The sequence below is a fragment of the Natronomonas pharaonis DSM 2160 genome, from assembly GCF_000026045.1.
In the GTDB taxonomy this organism is placed as follows: domain Archaea; phylum Halobacteriota; class Halobacteria; order Halobacteriales; family Haloarculaceae; genus Natronomonas; species Natronomonas pharaonis.
Genome location: NC_007426.1, coordinates 605629 through 623090 on the forward strand (window position 1 = coordinate 605629; position 17462 = coordinate 623090).

19 protein-coding genes are annotated in these 17462 nt (G+C 63.9%); 8 read left to right on the forward strand and 11 right to left on the reverse strand.

Annotated elements, in window-relative coordinates:
* Positions 1-113: 113 nt before the first annotated feature.
* Together NP_RS03085 and NP_RS03090 are read left to right on the forward strand one after the other, a co-directional pair.
* Positions 114-1877 carry a 2-oxoacid:acceptor oxidoreductase subunit alpha gene (locus NP_RS03085; RefSeq protein ID WP_011322343.1) on the forward strand — a complete coding sequence of 588 codons (1764 nt, stop codon included), beginning with the start codon at positions 114-116 and terminating at the stop codon, positions 1875-1877.
* 2 nt (positions 1878-1879) lie between these two features.
* On the forward strand, positions 1880-2749 hold the full coding sequence (locus NP_RS03090; protein WP_011322344.1) for a 2-oxoacid:ferredoxin oxidoreductase subunit beta: 870 nt from the start codon (positions 1880-1882) through the stop codon (positions 2747-2749).
* A 6-nt stretch (positions 2750-2755) separates the two neighbouring features.
* Here NP_RS03090 and NP_RS03095 read toward each other — a convergent pair whose 3' ends face one another.
* Positions 2756-3334 carry a DUF7090 family protein gene (locus NP_RS03095; RefSeq protein WP_011322345.1) on the reverse strand — a complete coding sequence of 193 codons (579 nt, stop codon included), beginning with the start codon at positions 3332-3334 and terminating at the stop codon, positions 2756-2758.
* A 182-nt stretch (positions 3335-3516) separates the two neighbouring features.
* Between NP_RS03095 and NP_RS03100 the strand changes: the two genes are divergently transcribed.
* Complete coding sequence (locus NP_RS03100; RefSeq protein WP_011322346.1) at positions 3517-4275, forward strand: RlmE family RNA methyltransferase; 759 nt, start codon at positions 3517-3519, stop codon at positions 4273-4275.
* A gap of 42 nt (positions 4276-4317) precedes the next feature.
* Positions 4318-4695 (forward strand): hypothetical protein, encoded by a 378-nt coding sequence (locus NP_RS03105; protein ID WP_011322347.1) that lies wholly within the window; start codon positions 4318-4320, stop codon positions 4693-4695.
* Positions 4696-4704: 9 nt separating this feature from the next.
* On the opposite strand, the gene NP_RS03110 is transcribed toward NP_RS03105, so the two are convergent.
* Both NP_RS03110 and nasA read right to left on the reverse strand, forming a co-directional pair.
* Positions 4705-4890, reverse strand: coding sequence for a hypothetical protein (locus NP_RS03110; RefSeq protein ID WP_011322348.1), 186 nt, complete (start codon positions 4888-4890; stop codon positions 4705-4707).
* 43 nt (positions 4891-4933) lie between these two features.
* Positions 4934-6994 (reverse strand): assimilatory nitrate reductase NasA, encoded by a 2061-nt coding sequence (gene nasA / locus NP_RS03115; protein ID WP_083761657.1) that lies wholly within the window; start codon positions 6992-6994, stop codon positions 4934-4936.
* 560 nt (positions 6995-7554) lie between these two features.
* Here nasA and hemL point away from each other — a divergent pair.
* The gene (gene hemL / locus NP_RS03120) at positions 7555-8895 is read left to right on the forward strand and encodes a glutamate-1-semialdehyde 2,1-aminomutase (RefSeq protein ID WP_011322350.1); all 1341 of its coding nucleotides are present in this window, start codon (positions 7555-7557) and stop codon (positions 8893-8895) included.
* On the opposite strand, the gene NP_RS03125 is transcribed toward hemL, so the two are convergent.
* The 6 genes from NP_RS03125 to eif1A form a co-directional block, all read right to left on the reverse strand.
* Positions 8892-9272 carry a DoxX family protein gene (locus NP_RS03125; RefSeq protein WP_011322351.1) on the reverse strand — a complete coding sequence of 127 codons (381 nt, stop codon included), beginning with the start codon at positions 9270-9272 and terminating at the stop codon, positions 8892-8894. The two genes, hemL and NP_RS03125, sit on opposite strands and share 4 nt — an antisense overlap.
* Positions 9273-9351: 79 nt before the next feature.
* Positions 9352-9600, reverse strand: coding sequence for a glutaredoxin family protein (locus NP_RS03130; protein ID WP_011322352.1), 249 nt, complete (start codon positions 9598-9600; stop codon positions 9352-9354).
* A 79-nt stretch (positions 9601-9679) separates the two neighbouring features.
* The gene (locus NP_RS03135) at positions 9680-11125 is read right to left on the reverse strand and encodes an NCS2 family permease (protein WP_011322353.1); all 1446 of its coding nucleotides are present in this window, start codon (positions 11123-11125) and stop codon (positions 9680-9682) included.
* A gap of 127 nt (positions 11126-11252) precedes the next feature.
* Positions 11253-11969 (reverse strand): phosphoribosyltransferase family protein, encoded by a 717-nt coding sequence (locus NP_RS03140; protein ID WP_011322354.1) that lies wholly within the window; start codon positions 11967-11969, stop codon positions 11253-11255.
* A 90-nt stretch (positions 11970-12059) separates the two neighbouring features.
* Positions 12060-12581: an orotate phosphoribosyltransferase gene (gene pyrE / locus NP_RS03145; protein WP_011322355.1), complete on the reverse strand. Its 522-nt coding sequence runs from the start codon at positions 12579-12581 to the stop codon at positions 12060-12062.
* Between the two features lie 50 nt (positions 12582-12631).
* The gene (gene eif1A, locus NP_RS03150) at positions 12632-12925 is read right to left on the reverse strand and encodes a translation initiation factor eIF-1A (protein WP_011322356.1); all 294 of its coding nucleotides are present in this window, start codon (positions 12923-12925) and stop codon (positions 12632-12634) included.
* Between the two features lie 233 nt (positions 12926-13158).
* Between eif1A and NP_RS03155 the strand changes: the two genes are divergently transcribed.
* Entirely contained in the window at positions 13159-14226 is a 1068-nt protein-coding gene (locus NP_RS03155) for a zinc-dependent alcohol dehydrogenase family protein (protein WP_011322357.1), read from the forward strand.
* 48 nt (positions 14227-14274) lie between these two features.
* Positions 14275-14484: a DUF7470 family protein gene (locus NP_RS03160; protein ID WP_011322358.1), complete on the forward strand. Its 210-nt coding sequence runs from the start codon at positions 14275-14277 to the stop codon at positions 14482-14484.
* Positions 14485-14488: 4 nt separating this feature from the next.
* On the opposite strand, the gene NP_RS03165 is transcribed toward NP_RS03160, so the two are convergent.
* Positions 14489-16462, reverse strand: coding sequence for a DUF460 domain-containing protein (locus tag NP_RS03165; RefSeq protein ID WP_011322359.1), 1974 nt, complete (start codon positions 16460-16462; stop codon positions 14489-14491).
* Between the two features lie 123 nt (positions 16463-16585).
* On the opposite strand from NP_RS03165, the gene NP_RS15065 reads away from it, so the two are divergent.
* Positions 16586-16720, forward strand: coding sequence for a hypothetical protein (locus NP_RS15065; protein WP_269764017.1), 135 nt, complete (start codon positions 16586-16588; stop codon positions 16718-16720).
* Here the strand turns inward: NP_RS15065 and hisA are convergent.
* Positions 16717-17436 (reverse strand): 1-(5-phosphoribosyl)-5-[(5-phosphoribosylamino)methylideneamino]imidazole-4-carboxamide isomerase, encoded by a 720-nt coding sequence (gene hisA, locus NP_RS03170; RefSeq protein WP_011322360.1) that lies wholly within the window; start codon positions 17434-17436, stop codon positions 16717-16719. The two genes, NP_RS15065 and hisA, sit on opposite strands and share 4 nt — an antisense overlap.
* Positions 17437-17462: the final 26 nt, after the last annotated feature.

Genomic DNA, 17462 nt, shown 5'->3' on the forward strand with positions numbered 1-17462 from the left:
CCGCCCCGGCTGGTCTGTCGGCTTCGACGGAGGCAGGCGCTGCCGGTTGTCAACGAGCGGTTGCGGCAATATTCAGAAGGCTTAACGTCCGTCGTGCTGAAGCCCTGCCTAGTATGCCAGAGGACCTAAACTGGGCCGTCGGCGGCGAAGCCGGCGATGGGATTGACTCCACCGGGAAAATCTTCGCCCAGGCGCTCTCCCGCGCAGGGCGCCACGTTTTTACCTCGAAAGACTTCGCATCGAGAATCCGCGGCGGGTACACCGCCTACAAGGTACGAACATCTGTCGACCGCGTCGAAAGCGTCGTCGACCGACTCGACATCCTCATCGCGCTCACACAGCGCACCGTCGATGAGAACCTCGATGAACTCCACGAGGACTCCATCATCATCTACGACGGCGAGCGTTCGATGATGTCGGACTTCGAAGCCCCCGGGGAGATGACGGGGCTCGATGTTCCGCTGAAGGCGCTTGCGGAGGATGCCGGCGGCGCCATTATGCGGAACATCGTCGCCCTCGGTGCAGCCTGTGAGGTCGCCGATTTCAACATCGAATATCTCGACGAGTCACTCGAAAAGCGCTTCGGCGGCAAGGGTGAGGCCATCGTCGACAACAACAAGGAAGCCGCTCGGCTCGGCGCAGAGTACGTCCGTGAGGAATACGACCTCTCGACGCCCTATGACCTTGAGACGACCGACAACGACTACGTCCTTCTGAACGGCGACGAGGCCATCGGGATGGGCGCAATCGCCGGCGGCTGCCGGTTCTACGCCGGCTACCCCATTACGCCCGCAACGGACGTAATGGAGTATCTCAAAGGACGTGTCGAGAACTACGGTGGCGTCGTCGTGCAGGCCGAAGACGAACTGTCGGCCATCAACATGGCGCTCGGTGCCGCCCGCGCAGGCGCCCGCTCGATGACAGCGACGTCCGGGCCGGGTATTGACCTGATGGCGGAGACGTTCGGGCTTGTCGCCACCTCGGAGACGCCGCTTGTCATCTGTAACGTTATGCGCTCCGGCCCCTCGACCGGGATGCCGACGAAGCAAGAACAGGGCGACCTCACTGCGATGCTCCACGGCGGCCACGGCGAGGTTCCCCGGTTCGTTCTCGCACCGACGAACATCTCGGAGTGTTTCCACAAGACCGTCGAGGCGTTCAACCTCGCCGAGAAGTATCAGCTCCCCGTCTACCTCACCGCTGACCTCTCGCTTGCGGTCACCGAACAGACCTTCGAGCCCGAGGAGTTCGACATGGACGCCGTCGAAATCGACCGCGGCAAGGTCGTCGACGAGGACAACATCGACGAGTGGACAAACCAGAAGGGGCAGTTCCAGCCGCACGCCATCACCGACGACGGCATCAGCCCCCGCGCCTTCCCCGGCACGGAGGACGGCGCTCACATGTCGACCGGCCTCGAACACGACGAACTCGGCCGCCGAACCGAGGACACGGAGATGCGGGTCAAGCAGGTCGACAAACGCGACCGGAAGGTCGAAACCGCAATCGAGCGCGAGGACTTCGATTACCGCGAGTACGGCGACGCGGACGCCGACACGCTCGTCATCTCGTGGGGCTCCAACGAGGGCGCAATGCGGGAGGCCATCGGCTACCTCGACGAGGAAGACCTCGATGTGCGATTCATTTCGGTGCCGTACATCTTCCCACGGCCGGACCTCTCCGAGGAGATTGACGCCGCAGACGACGTGATTGTCGTCGAGTGTAACGCGACTGGTCAGTTCGCAGACCTGATAGAACACGACGCGCTCACGCGGGTCGAACGAATCAACAAGTACAACGGCGTCCGCTTCAAGGCGGACGAACTCGCAGAGGATATCAAGGCCGCTCTCGGCGAAACAGCGGAGGTCGAAGCATAACAATGAGTTCGAACGTACGTTTTACTGATTTCAAGTCAGACAAGCAGCCGACGTGGTGTCCCGGGTGCGGTGATTTCGGGACGATGAACGGGATGATGAAGGCGCTGGCGGAAACCGGCAACGACCCGGACAACACGTTTGTTGTCGCGGGTATCGGCTGCTCCGGTAAGATTGGGACCTACATGCATTCGTATGCGTTGCACGGTGTCCACGGTCGCGCCCTGCCGGTCGGGACGGGCGTCAAGATGGCCAATCCGGAGCTTGAGGTGATGGTTGCTGGCGGCGACGGTGATGGCTACTCGATTGGGGCTGGCCACTTCATCCACGCCGTCCGCCGAAACGTCGACATGACCTACGTGGTCATGGACAACCGCATTTACGGGTTGACGAAGGGCCAGGCGTCGCCGACATCGCGTGAGGACTTCGAGACCTCGACGTCGCCGGACGGGACCAACCAGCAGCCGGTGAATCCGCTGGCGCTGGCGCTTGCAGCAGGCGGGACCTTCATCGCCCAGTCCTTTTCGTCGGACTCCCAGCGCCACGCCGAACTCGTCCAAGAGGCCATCGAGCACGACGGCTTCGGCTTCGTGAACGTCTACTCGCCGTGTGTGACGTTCAACGACGTCGATACCTACGACTACTTCCGGGATGCAATCGTCGATGTCGGCGACGAGGACGTCGACCACGACCCTTCGGATTACGACGAGGCCAAAGAGCTCATCCTTGACCGCGAAAAGGAGTACCAGGGCGTGCTGTATCAGGATGAGAGTTCGGTGCCGTTCGAGGTCCGCGAAGGCGTCGACGAGCCGATGGTCGACATCCCCGACGGTGCCCCCGAAGACGCCACCGACCTCGTCCGCGAATTCTACTAACCGCAGCTAGAACTGACTTTCAACCGTCCCGTCTTCTTCGAGGTAGACGATACCGTCGAACAGCTCCTTGAACGCCTCGACGTCGGCGTCATCGTGGACCTCTTCGGAGAGGTGGAACAGCCCAACGGCGTCGTACTCGGCGAGCAGCTCCAGCAGCTCCCCGACTGCTTCGAGTGCCCGCTCCTCATCGGCGTAGTAGGCCATTTCGGTCACCGAATCGAGGCTGATGCGGCGCTTGCCTTCGTTTTCGTCGAGGAACTGCCGTGTCGTCTCAACAATGCCGTCGAGGTCGTCCGGCGCGGAAACGTAGTGGACCCGGTCCGAGCTCCGCCGTGAATAGCCCCGCTCGACCGACAGCGTGTCCAGAATCTCGGCCGTTGATTCGTCGACATCGTAGTACTCTAGCTTCTGCTGGACCTCTCTGGCTGTCGTCCGCGTCGAGATGACGAACAGTCGGTCGGTATCGGTTTTGAAGAAGTCGGTGTCGATGCGGTCGGTTTCGCCAGTGCTCGGGTGGATGAGCAGAATGCCGGTGCCGGCCGGGACTGTCTCCGGTGTGTTCTCGATGGCGAGTTCGTAGTCCATGCAGGGAAGGCACGCGGCGTGACCTTAAATCATTACGCGGCGGGCAGCGTTTGCACCCCGGCTGTGGTCGGTTCCGGCGGTATCCGACGGCCCTTTCAGCCTCGGCGGCGTATGCGCGGCATGAACGCGGATTCGCCGCCCGCCCCCACGCGGAGCGTTCGACGGCGTTCGGTGAACAATATATGACACGGAAAGACGATTATTACAACCGGGCCAAACAGCAGGGCTATCGGAGTCGGGCCGCCTACAAGCTCAAACAGCTCGACGAAGCCGCCGACCTCATCAACGAGGGCGATACGGTTGTCGACCTCGGTGCCGCCCCCGGTGGCTGGTTACAGGTCGCCAATGAACTGGCCGGCGAGGCAGGCACTGTTGTCGGCGTCGACCTCCAGCGCATCGACCCGATCGAAGGGGTCGAGACGGTCCGCGGCGACATGACTGAGGATGCAACCCGAGAGAAGGTTCGGGCGCTCGTCGGCGAAGCTGACGTGGTGATATCGGATATGGCACCCAACATGACCGGTGAATACTCCCTCGACCACGCCCGCTCGGTCCATCTGGCGCGGATGGCTTTCGAGACGGCACTCGATTTGCTCGCGCCGAACGGCGACCTCGTCGCCAAGGTCTTCGAGGGACCGGACACCGACGACCTTCGGGCAGACATCGACCGCGAGTTCGAGTACGTCCGGACGATTCACCCTGATGCCTCCCGAGACTCATCGTCGGAGCTGTTCATGGTCGCTAAGGGACGGCTCACAGCCCCGGTCCGTGAGGGCGACACGCTGGAAGTCGAGATCGACAATCTCGGCGACGAGGGCGACGGCGTCGCCAAGGTCGACGGCTACACCCTCTTTGTATCCGGTGCCGAACCAGGTGACGCGCCCGAAGTTCGCGTCACGGATGTCAAGCCCCGGTTCGGATTCGCCGAGACGCTGGAGTAGTTTTACTGAAGATATATCGGGCCGGTGGTGAAACACACAGCCATGACAGACCGCACTCAGTCCGTATTCACAGCCGGGTTCGTTGTTGGCACCCTCTTGAGCGCCCTCGGTGTCGGCGCATGGGTCCTCACTGACTTCGCCAGTATGACGGCGCTCATCCCGGCTCTCTTCGGCGTTCTCATCATCGGGTTCGCGTCGGTTGGACGTGCGACCGACCGTGAGCGTCTCGGGATGTACGGCATCGGCGCGCTGGGTGCCCTCGGTGTTTTGGGCTCGCTGCGTGCAGTGCCCGATATCATCGCGCTCGTGACCGGTGGAGACGGTGACTCCGCTGTCGCCGCGACTTCCCAAGGGCTGATGATTGTCCTCGGGCTCGTGCTGGTGGCTGTCGTCGCCCGCGCCGTAATAACAGACCGCTAACCGCTGGTATCAGTTGTCCTGCTCGGCTTCAAGCCGCTCGATGCGTTCTTCGAGCGCCTCCAGTCGGTCGTTCCGTTTCGACCGCAAATAGACGAGCACGGCGACCGCGACGGCAATCGGGGCGAGCAACAACAGCAGTATCAAAAACAGCACAAAAAGCTCCGCGCCGCTGAACGACATCTGCAACGGTAGCATATGCTCCCGGTCAGAACGAACGGATATAAACCTCCGGGCGGACTCATCGGGCGGTCATGGACTGGTCGGGCTTGTCGGCTTCGCCGACGCGCTCGGCCCCGCCGTCCTCGGCTGCACGGACGCGAACCGAACACTGCTTGAAGTTCGGCTCGCCCGTCGGGTCGCGCTTTCGCGTCGTGAGTTCGTTGACTCGCGGATGGTGGATGGGCAGCCAGACAACACCCGTAGGGACGGCCACGTCGTGTGTGAGGCGTGCCGGGACCGACCCACGCGGTGACTCAACACGAACGGTCGCGCCATCGTCAGCCGTTGCAGTTTCCGGGTGGACTCGCGCCGTCGCCGGGTCGTCGTCGCCGGGGTCGCGCGAGCGGATGCCGGTGTTGTATTCGGCGTCGGTTCTGGCGGTCGTCAGCGTCAGCGGGTACGACTCGGAGGTCGGTTCGGCGAGCCCATCGAACGTGGCCGTCGAGAACCGCGCCCGCCCGGACGGCGTCGGGAACGTCCAGCCGCCGTCGTCGTCCAGATACCGGTAGCCGCCCTGCGTCGTCGCATCGGGGGCGGGCCACCGAACGGCGTGTTCGGCGTCGAGCCGCGCGTAGCTGACCCCGGAGCAGTCGGCAACAGTCCCGCGGGTCAAGGCGGCGAATTCCTCAAAGACGGCTGCGGGCTCGTCGGTCGCAAACAGCCCCGGCTCGAAGGCGTTTCCAAGCGTCGTTATCAGCTCAAGGTCCGTCTTGACGCCGGCTGGTGGCTCCATCACGGGCCGCACCCGGGATATCCGACGCTCCATGTTCGTCGTCGTCCCTTCACATTCCCCCCACGTCGCGGCGGGCAACACCACGTCCGCCAACGCCGTTGTCTCCGTACGGAACGCGTCCTGTACTACGAGGAAGACATCTTCGAGCGCGTCCCGGACGGCGTCGGCGTCGGGCATTCCGGCGGCGGGATTCGTCGCGACGGCGTAGGCCGCATCGACGTGGCCGGCTTCGATGGCCTCAACGATACCGACCGGGCCGGGGCCGGTATCGTCCGGCAGGCGGTCGACCGGCACGTCCCACGCGCTGGCGACATCCCGCCGTGCTTCGGGGTCTGCGAACGGCCGGTGGCCGGGCCACGTTCCTTTCGCGGAACAGACGCGGGTCCCCATCGAGTTCGCCTGCCCGGTCAGCGAGAACGGGCCGCTCCCCGAACCGAGGTTGCCCGTCGCCAGACACAGGTCGACCAGCGCGGCGGCGGTGTCGGTACCCTGAACGTGCTGGTTGACGCCCATCCCCCAGTAGCACAGCGTCGGTCGTGCAAGCGCCGCACAGAGTCGGTCAACAGTCGCCAGCGACACGCCGGCTCTTTCGGCGGCAGTCTCCGCCTCGGGAAGCACGGCTTGGAGGTCGTCGAACCCCACCGTGTGGTTTGCGACGAACTCGCGGTCGACCTCGCCACGGTCGAGCAATCGGGCAAGGACTGCACGGGCAAGCGCAAGGTCGGTTCCGGGGTCCGGTCTGACGTGTTCGTCTGCCGCCTGTGCGGTCTTTGTTTCCACCGGGTCGACGACGATGAGCTCTCCGTCGTCTGTCGCCGAATCGTGAATCCAGCGGAACATGACCGGGTGGGCGACCGCCGGGTTCGCCCCCCACACGAGATGTGTTTCTGCGTCGGGGATGTCATCGTATGTCGGCGGGGGCGCGTCGCTGCCGAAGGCGTCGTAGTAGGCAGCGACGGCGCTGGCCATGCACAGCGTCGTGTTCGCATCGTAGTGTCGGGTTCCGATGCCGCCTCGGGCGAGCTTTCCGAGCGCATAGGCGGCCTCGTTGGTCTGTTGGCCGCTCCCGAGGACGGCGACGCTGTGGGGGTCGTCCGCTATCTGCTCTCGGAGCCCGGTGACGGCCGCTCCGAGCGCGATATCCCATGTCGTCGGCACGAGCTCTTCCGAACGACGAACGAGCGGCCGCGTGAGCCACTCACCGCCGGGGTCCGTGCTCTCGCGGATTCCGCGGCCGCAGGCCAGCCCCTCGTTGGTCGGATGGGCCGGGTCGCCGCGGGCGACGGCGACGCCGTCGCCGATGTCAGCACCGTGGTGGACGTGTCCGCAGCCGACCGCACACCGCATACAAGTCGTCGGAACCGGGTCGCTCACCGCCTTTTCCCCCCGCCAGTCGCCGCTCGCGGACACGCTTCCGGGGATATCCCTCCGCCCATGTGGCCGGCCGTCGAACACTGCCAGTGGTCGTTTATCATCCTCGTTGTATGGCAAGAACCATCACTCCAAAACCGTAGTCGTTGACGTGCGTCCGGCAACAACCAGCGGAATCAAACGTTCGCGAATTGTCCGGCGGCGGGGCGCGGTCATCAGGTACCTGTAGGTGCCGGAGAAACGAAAGTTGTCGGGGTCCGGCCGGACCCCGAACGGAGGAACCGATGGATGCCAGCCGTTACGGTTCGTTCTGAGCGGTGCTGTACAGGTCGCCGCGACCGACCGCGGCAACCTGGTCTATGGTGTGGGAAGGTATTATGCGATTGAATGCGGCAATATCGACACGAAGTGTAGAAACACTGAACGAGCGTCACAATATACTGCTCCAAAAGTTGTGGTTGTTCGCAACACTGTAGTAGCGGCAATCTCGAAACGGACGGCAACGCCTTTCGGCACGGCGGCAGAACCGCTCCGATATGAACCACGAAGGCTCCCGTTCGCTGTACGATAGAGCGCTTTCGGTGCTGCCCGGCGGCGTTAACTCGGCCGTCCGCGCCGCGCCGCAGCCGTATCCGGTGTTTGCCGACCACGGCGACGGCGGGCACGTCATCGATGCCGACGGCAACCGCTACATCGACTGGATTCAGGGACTCGGCCCGCTGTTGCTCGGCCACGATATGCCCGAACAGCTTCAGGCGGCCGTCCAGTCTCGTGCTTCGGAGGGGCCGATGTACGGGATGCCATCCGAAATCGAGGTTGAACACGCCGAGTTCGTCTGCCGGCACGTCCCAAGCGTCGAGATGATACGCTTTGTCAACAGCGGCACCGAGGCCACCGTTTCGGCCTGCCGTCTCGCCCGCGCCGCCACCGGCCGGAACAAGATTGTCGTCATGCAGGGGGGCTACCACGGTGCCCAAGAGTCGACCCTCGTCGAGGGCGACGCCGACGACGTCGCGCCGTCGAGTGCCGGTATCCCCCAGTCCTTCGCTGAGCATACGATTCCCGTGCCGTTCAACGACCCCGAGGCAGCAAGCGAGGTCTTCCGTGCCCACGGCGACGACATCGCCGCGGTGCTTGTCGAGCCAGTTCAGGCCAACATGGGCATCGTGTATCCCGAGGACGGCTACCACGAGGCGCTGCGGTCGCTGTGCGACGACTACGGCTCGCTGCTCATCTTCGACGAGGTCATCACCGGCTTCCGCGTCGGCGGGCTCCAGTGTGCCCAAGGGAAGTTCGACATTGACCCCGACATCACCACGTTTGGCAAGATAATCGGCGGCGGTTTCCCTGTCGGCGCGATTGGCGGGAAAACGGAGTACATCGAGCAGTTCACGCCTTCCGGCGACGTTTTCCAGGCGGGAACCTTCTCCGGGCACCCGGTCACGATGGCTGCCGGGCTTGAGACGCTGAAGTTCTGTGCCGAGGAGGACGTCTACGACCACGTCAACGAACTCGGGCGACAGCTCCGGGAGGGGCTATCGGACATCGTTGCCGACCAGGCTCCCGAATACACCGTCGTCGGTACGGACTCGCTTTTCAAGGTGGTTTTCACCCGCGGTGACGGTACGCCGCAGGGTGAGGCCTGCCGCAACGGCTGCCGACAGTCCTCCGACTGCAGCCGCTACGGCACCTGTCCCACCAGCGCGACGGACGTTCGGGACGCCGAGACTGACCGCTATGCCCGGCTCTTCCGCCCGAAGATGATTGAAGAGGGGGTCCTTGTCTCCCAAAACCAGTTCGAGTCGAACTTCGTCTCCTATCGCCACACTGCGGAGGACGTCGAGGAGACGCTAGAAGCCTACAAGGAGGCCCTCTAGCGGTAGGCTTTTCGGAGGTACGCCAGCGCCGCGCCGAGCATCGCCAGATTGCCGAAGAAGGCCAGTCGCTCTCCGGACCGGTCACCCGGCTCGGCGTTCCAGAAGTCGTGCATCGTCGGCGTCACGACGGCGAGAAACGTCACGACAGCACCGGTCGCTATCCGCGGAAACCGCCACAGCGCCACCCCGATGCCGCCGACGAGCATCATCCCCGAAGCCAGCGGTGCGAGGACGTCCGGCACCGGAACGCCGGCTGATTCGGCGTACTCGACCGTCTCGTCCATCTCTCGGAAGTCTTCGCTGGCCTGTAGCGCTAGTCCGGCTCCGAAGAGTAGCCGGCCGAACGACAGCGATTGGTCTGTGTTATCGTCTACCATTTCACTGTTGGCTACCGGACCGTCGTACAAAAAGCTGCGTCTCGGGGAAAATACGCTGTCAAATCAGCTATCCGTCGCTTCAGCTCCCGTAGGTTTCTTCGAGATACTCAACGATATCGTCTGACTCGGGCATTCCTTCGATACCGTGCTCCTCGTCGATGATGACCGGGACGCCCGTCTGGCCGCTTACGTCTTCGACCTCCGTTCGGTCGCTGTGGGACCGCGGCACCTCGATGCTGTCGTAGTCGAGTCCCAACTCGTCGAGCTTGTCGATGACTTTCTTGCAGTACGGACACCCCGCCAGCTCGTACAGTGTGATGTTTGCCATCGACTTCAGATACGCCCCGCCACCTAAAGAGCACGGCGGTGGCGGCCACAGGGTGTTACGACCCGAAAACGCCGTGGCGTCAGAACGCCACGAAACCGCCGTCGGCGAGGAAGAAGAACACGTAGTAGGCGACAAGCGCCAGCGCCAGAATCCACTGGCCGAGCGTCACGTCACGTCGCTCTCCGACCGCGGTCTTGATGAGCGGATAGCTGAGGATACCCGCCGCGAGCCCGTCGGCGATAGAGGCTGTCAGCGGCATCACCGTAATCGTGAGGCCGCCGGAGATGGCCCAGACGGGGTCTTCCCAGTCGATGTCGGCGACACCCTGCAGCATGATGATACCGACGACGACGAGTGCGATGTAGGTCGCATACAGCGGCATGAGGCTCACGAGCGGCACGACGGCGAGCGAAGCGAGGAACAGGAGTCCGACCACGAGGGCGGTAAAGCCCGTCCGACCGCCTTCCTCGACACCGGTCGATGATTCGATGAACGTCGTCACCGTCGAGGTGCCGATTACCGCGCCAACGGTCGTTCCGACGGCGTCGGCCATCAGCGGCTTGTCGATGTCGGGGAGGTTCCCGTCGTCGTCAAGGAACCCGGCCACGCCGGAGACGCCGATGAGTGTGCCCGCGGTATCGAAGAAGTCCACCACGAAGAACGTAAAGACCACAAGCAGGAAGACAAGCGGGTCCTCGGTTATCTGCCCGAGGCCGCTTACGAACCCCTCGACGAGCGGGAGGAAATTATACTGGACATCGAGGAGATACGGCACGAAGCCCTGTTCCTGAACGTCGGCGTAGGCCGGCGGCGCGAACTGCTCTTCGCCGTTTGGGAGCATCAGCGCGGCGACCCAGCCGGCCGCGGCGGTCGTGAGAATACCGACGATAATCGACCCCTTGATGCCGCGTGCATAGAGAAACAGCGTCAGTCCGAGTCCGGCAACGGCGACGAGTGCCGCCGGCTCAAGCAGGAAGTTACCGAGTTCAACCAGCGTTCCATCAGGATACGCCGCGACAACATTCATCTCCTGCAGCCCGAGAAACAGCAGGAAGATACCGATACCGGCGCCGACAGCGAACTTCACCGGCTCGGGGAACAGTTCGATGACGTACCGCCGTGCGCCGATGGCGGTCAACGCGATAAATATCAACCCCTCGACGAACACCGCTGCGAGCGCGACTTGCCACGGCACGCCCAAGCCGATAACGACGGTGAACGCGAAGAAGGCGTTTAGCCCCATCCCGGGTGCCAGCCCAAACGGCCGTTTCGCGTAGAACGCCATCACGAGAATAGCCGCAACCGACGCAAGGATGGTGACGACAGCGAGCATCTGGATGACCTCGCCCTGATTCATCCCGGCCGGCGGGTCGGTCATAATCGCTTCCGAGAGGATGGCCGGGTTGACGACGATGATATACGCCATCGCGAGGAACGTCGTCGCGCCAGCCACTGTTTCGGTCCTGTAATCCGTTCCGTACTCGTCGAAGTCGAAGTACGCCGCCAGCGAATCACCTACGCCCATACTATGTACTCCGTCATACTATCGGATGCGCTCTTAACGGTTGTTGTCTCGGGACGTACACCGTTCGCCGTCGAAACCGCGAGTTCGTCCAGCGGCCGGGGCGTTCCGTGCCTGACTCTCGGTCTGCTTACCCGTTCCGTTCGACAAGCGCGCCGACCGGGGCGTCGGTGTGGCGACGCGCCCGCTGGATTCCTTCGTCGCCGACGGCGATGAGCGCGAAGACGCCTATCACGTCGGCATCAGCCGACCCGGCGATGTCCAACAGCAGTTCCTGTGTCTCGCCCGACCGGATGAGGTCGTCGACGACGAGCACGGAGTCGCCCGCGTCGATGGCGCTTTCGGGCAAATAGTAATCTATCTCGATGCCCGAAGCGAGTCGCTGTCTGGCCTCGATGAACTCCTCGACGGCTGTCTCCCGGGACTGCTTGGCGTAGGCACAACGCGCCCCGAAGTACCGCGCCATCGCCGCCGCGAGCGTGATGCCGTCGGTTGCGGCTGTCAGTACGGTGTCCGGTGGGTCGATACCGAGGCCCTCAGCCGCGACCGGCGGCACAAGCGACAGCAGCGACTGGTCGAAGACCACTCGGGTGTTGTCGACATAGCCCTCCTCGTCGACGGCGATGCGGGCATTCAGCTCCGTCGCCAGCAGTTCGCGCCCGGCGCTGTCGACGATGTCACGCGCCCGCGTCTCGCTCGGCAGCACGTGGCCGTTCACATACCGGTTTAGGTCACCGGCCGGCAGCCCGGTCTCGTCGGCGAGTTCCTCGTAGGTCCGGGTCTCTTTCAGCGTCCGCAACACGTCGACGGCGCGCAACTGGAGGGCTGCCTTCTCCGAGCGGTTCATACTCCGAACCGGGTACCCCCACGTGTATGAATACTTCGGAGTCTGTTGAAGGAAAGTTACACACGAGAATGGATATCACGCGGCCAACGCCTACCGGTCAGCCAATAGGTCCGAGGCCGTCACGAGCGATTCGAGTTCGATGTCGTGTTCGGCGAGGTTCTCCCGAGCGCCCTCCTCGCGGTCGACGACGACGATGACGCGGTCGACGGTCGCGCCGGCCTCCCGGAGTGCCTCGACTGCGTCGATGGCGCTTTGGCCCGTCGTTGCGATATCTTCGAGGACGACGACCTCCTCGCCGGCGTCGAAGTCACCCTCTATCTGGTTGCCCGTCCCGTACTCCTTTTTTTGCTTTCGGACGATGACGTAGGGGCTGTCCGTCTCAACGGCCGTTGCAGCGACAAGCGGTACCGCACCCAGCGCGACGCCGGCCAGCTTTGCGTCGCCGACACGGTCGGCGAAGGCATCGGCAATCTGCCGCAGACAGCCGGGGTCGGTTTCGAAGACGTACTTATCGACGTAGTATTCGGACGTGCCGCCGTGGGAGAGTTCGAACTCGCCGAACTTCACAGCCTCGGCGTCCCGGAGCGCGTCGATGAGCTCTTGGTTTGCCATACCCGTCCGTTGTGCGGAGGGTACAAAAAGCGGCGCGGAATCCCCCGGCTCTAGACGCTGTCTGTGATGTGGCCTTCCTCGCGGAGCTGGTCGGCTTCCTGCTTTTCGTAGCGCCAGACGACGTCGGCTTTCTCGTCCTGCCAGTCCCACGGCTCGACGAGCACGACGTCGTCTTCCCGTATCCAGATGCGCTTTTGCATCCGGCCGGGAATCCGCGCCGTTCGCTCTGTGCCGTCCATGCACCGGACCTTGACCCGGTTTGCCCCGAGCATGTTTGTCACGACGGCGAACACCTCGTCTCCCTCCGGCATCCGGAGGTTCTTTCGGCCCTCGTTGTCGCTCATAGCTGCCGCTTGGGTAGGCAACCTTTTAATCCTTTATCGGCATCGTCGCCCGCGCGCGGAGCGGAACTGGCCCTGGCGAGGACGGGCTTCGAATGCAATTTGTACCGCGCTTGTGCGTGCCGACCCCGCGCCTTCTACGGCGTATATAAGCCCGTTCCCTGCCAACCCGGCTACATTTATGTATGGTAACAACCGTTAAACCGGTGGCCCGGTAGTGTATGGCCACAATGTCGATGCGCGCTGTCGTCTTCGAGGAGGCGGGCGAACCGATGGAAGTACAGGAGGTCGACCGACCGGAGGCCGACGCCGACGAAATCGTCGTCGAGACCGAGGCCTGTGGTGTCTGCCGGTCCGACTGGCACGCCTGGCAGGGCGACTGGGACTGGATCGGCGTCGCGCCGACCCCGGGGCTTGTCTTCGGCCACGAGCCGGTCGGGACAGTCAAAGAAGTCGGCGAGGACGTCTCGGAACTCAGTGTCGGCGACCGGGTTTGTGTTCCGTTCAACCTCAGCGACGGCACCTGTCGGTACTGCAAGCAGGGCCGCGCAAACATCTGTGAACGCGTTGTTCCGATGGGCTTTGTCCCCTTCCAGCCGGGGGCCTTCGCCGAAGAGTTCCCGGTCAGAAACGCCGACCACAACGCCATCAAGATTCCCGACGGCGTCGACCCGGTCGATGTCGCCGGCCTCGGCTGCCGATTTGCGACTGCGTTCCACGGCCTCGTCCACCGCGTCGATGTCACGCCCGGCGACTGGGTCGCCGTCCACGGCTGCGGCGGTGTCGGCCTCTCGGCGATTCACGTCGCCGATGCGCTCGGTGCGAACGTCATCGGCGTTGACCTCGGCGAAGACAAACTCGACAAGGCCGTCGAACTCGGAGCGGACGCGACCGTAAACGTCACCGAAGTCGAAGATGTCCCGCAGGCCGTCAAGGCACACACCCCGAGCAGTCGCGGTGTCGAGGTCAGCGTCGACGCCCTCGGTGTTGCCGAGACCTGCCGCAACTCGGTGAACTCGCTGGCAAAGGGCGGCCAGAACCTTCAGATCGGGCTCACGACGAGCGAGGAGGAAGGCGAGGTGTCACTACCCGTCGACAACATCGTCATGGAGGAACGCGAGTTCGTCGGCTCCTTCGGCATGCCGCCTCACGAGTACGAGGAAATCTTCTCGATGATGGCACAGGACAAGATCGACCCCGGGAAAATCGTCTCCGAGACGGTCTCGCTGGAGGAGGTTCCGGAGGTCATCGCCTCGATGGACGACTACGGAACGGTCGGTATCCCGGTCTGCGACGAGTTCTGAGCCAGCCGGAACCGCGTTCTTTTAATTATCGCCATCTGAGTTCGAGGTATGAACCAAGAAGTCATCAAAAAGTCGCTCGGAGAGACAGGACAGGCCGGGGTTGTCGCACTCGTCGCCGGGCTGGTGATTTTGGGACTGCGCGACCGGAAGGCCGCCTTCGGTGCGCTTGTCGTTGTCGTCGGCATCGCGCTCGTCGGGTACGGTCTCGGCGACCGGTTCCTCAAATCGATGGGAATGGAGTACGAGGACCTCTACTGACCGGTTAGCTGTGCTCGCGGGCGCGGTGCTCGCTGATTAGCTGGTCCAACTGGGCCTCTTTCTTTTCGCGCCGTCGTTCGGCTGCCCGGGATTCCCAGTCGTCGATGACCGCCTCAATGTCGCTTTCGCGCGCGACGGCGAGTTCGTCGACCTCCTGTATCGTCACTTCGTCGGCCGGGCCGACCGGAATCTCGTTGTCGAACAGGATTTCGTCGGCCTGTTCGGAGAGGCCACCCTCCCGAAGCACGACCTTCGGCTCGTGGTCGACGAGTAGCTCCGCCGTCTCCCGGCCCGCGCCGCTTGCGTCTCGGAGATAGACGACATCACCAGCCGCCAGTCCGTATGCTTTGTCGGCCGCCTCGATAGCGCCCTTGGTAAACTGCTCGACCGGCTTGACCGGCACGAGGTCCCGCTTTTCGTCCGCGACATCGGCGAAGTTCGAGTGGTCGAGCTTCCAGAGTTCCTTGAGCCGTTCGAGCTTGTCATCGAGGGCGGCCTTTTTTGATTCGACCTCCGAAAGCTCTCGCTTGAGCCGCTCGTTTTCCCGCTCGAGACGGGTCACCTCGCGGCGCTCGCGTGCCTCGCGGCGCTCCTCGCGCCGGGCTTCGGAGAGTTCGTCTTCGAGTTCCACAATACGGTCGTCCTTCTGCTCGACGGTGTCTTTCAGGTCCGAGACGTGCGTCTCAAGCCGCTCGACGCGCTCGTTGAGCCGTTTTATTTCCTTTTCTTCATCAGTCAGCTCTCGGGGCTCGTGTTTCTCCGTCGTCTCCTCGTCGGACTCATCCTCTGAGAGGGCTTCAAGAGCAGTCTCGACGCTCTCGCCGTCAGCAACGACGCGGGCGATGACCTCACCACGGTCGAATCCAGCCGGGGTCTTCGCCTGCACCCGCTCGAACTGGTCGGCGTGGTCGTCAAGTGCGAAAAGTGCCGCCGCCATGGCGTCGCGCTCGTGGTCGTTGTCGTAGGCTTCGTTTCTGGTTCGATGGAGCTTCTCGTCGACCGGTAGGTCGGTTTCGGGCCGCCAGCCGGCGGCGTCGAAGCTCCGACGGATTTTCTCGACGGTTTCCGGCATCGGCTCGACGTCGGCGGCGACGATGACCGGCCGCCCGCGCTCGATTATCCATTCGATGACCTCGGCGGTGTCGGCCGTCCGACTCGACCACACGTCGAGAACACCGCCGTCGAGATCAAGCAGCGCAACGGCGGTCGTCGTCCCGGGGTCGATGCCGACGATGACGTGGTCGCGGCGCTGAGCCAGCGGCCGGTACTCGATGCCGTCGCGTCGCTCCCGCTCGATTTCGATGCGGACATCGCCGGACCGCATCGACGAGACCGGCAGTTCGCTGGGCGTCGCCGATACCTCGAAGACGGCCCGCGAGTAGCCGCCGTACTTTTCGGTCCGTTCGACCTCGTAGTCGAGCCCGGCCGCATCCAGTTTCGATTCGACCTCGCGAGTGGTCGTCTTGACCGCTCCATGGATACGTCTGGTGAAGCGGTCCTCGCTCCAGCCGCCGCCCCCGCCGGTCGAGCGTCCGCGTGCGACCTTGATTTCGGTTGTGTCGGTGAACGCTGACACCTCGTAGCCGACGTTTCTGGCCGCAAGCCGGGCGGCCGCTTCGGCCTCTTTCATCGGCGGCTTGGCGTACGGCACGCCGTGTCTGGCGGCGACGCGCGACAGCGGCTCCGGCCGCTCGTCGCCGGTCACCTGCACGAGCTTCGTCTCGGAGGGGAGCTGCCGGAGAAACCGCACGAGCGCACCCTTGTCCTCGGCGAGCTCGTAGGTGTTGTCCGTTGCGATGATGGCCGGCTCCTCGTCGTCGATGCGCCGGTGGAGCTTCCGGCGGGAGACGACATCGCGGTCGACGGCGTCGCCGTCGAAGGCCACAAGCGCATAGGAGGGCGCGTCGCCGCGGACGTCCCCGCTCTGGATGTCGACGCCGAAGATGAGGTCGTCGAGTGCGCTCGTTCGGGTGTTCACACTGCCGGATACGGTATGAGCCAGTATAAGTTCCGTGCCGCGTCCGGTCTCAGTGGCCGGCGGCTCCGGTGTCGGACCCACGTCTGACGGGTGTTTTTAACGGTTGTTAACGAAGCAAGCTGTATGAGCGCACGCCACATGCTCCCGGCCGGTGCTCTTATCGCGGCGTCGAAGCTCCCTCCGACGACGGCCGCGGGGCTTCTCGCCCGGCTTGCGCTGCTGTATGTCCGGGCCCGCGGTCTGCTTCGGTGGCACTAGACGACGGCCGCTGCCTCTTCGAGCGTGAACTCCCCCTCGTAGAGTGCCGTTCCGACAACGGTGGCCGCCGCGCCGGCGTCCTTTAGCGCCTCGATGTCGGAAAGCGTCGAGACGCCGCCGCTGGCGATGACCGGGATGTCGACAGCGTCGACGACGCGCGCAATCTCGTCGGCGCGCACGCCCGAGAGCTGCCCCTCAACATCGACATCGGTAAACAGGACGCCGCCGGCCCCTTCCGCTTCGTAGCGGGCAGCCGCCTCGGCGGGGTCCAGCCCGGTCGATTCGGTCCATCCGGAGACGACGACCTCGCCGTCTTTGGCGTCGAGACTGACGACAACACTCCCGGGGTGGCGGTCGTTGATTTCGCCGACGATGTCCGGGTTCTCGACGGCCGCCGTTCCGAGGATGACGCGGTCGACACCCATCGAAAGCAGGCTATCGGCGTCATCGACGGTCCGGATGCCGCCGCCGAGTTGGACGCTGACATCGGTCGCTTCGAGCACCGCCTCGACGGCGTCGGCGTTCGCCCGTTCGCCCTCGAAGGCCCCATCAAGGTCGACGAGATGCAGCGTCTCGGCGCCGGCGTCGACCCACCGCTGGGCTGCCGCGACCGGGTCGCCGTACTCGGTTTCGGTGCCGCGTTCGCCCCCTACGAGCTGGACGACCTGTCCGTCTTGCATATCAACTGCCGGGATGACTTCGAACGACGGGAACATACTGCCACGGCCGCCCCGTACGGGCA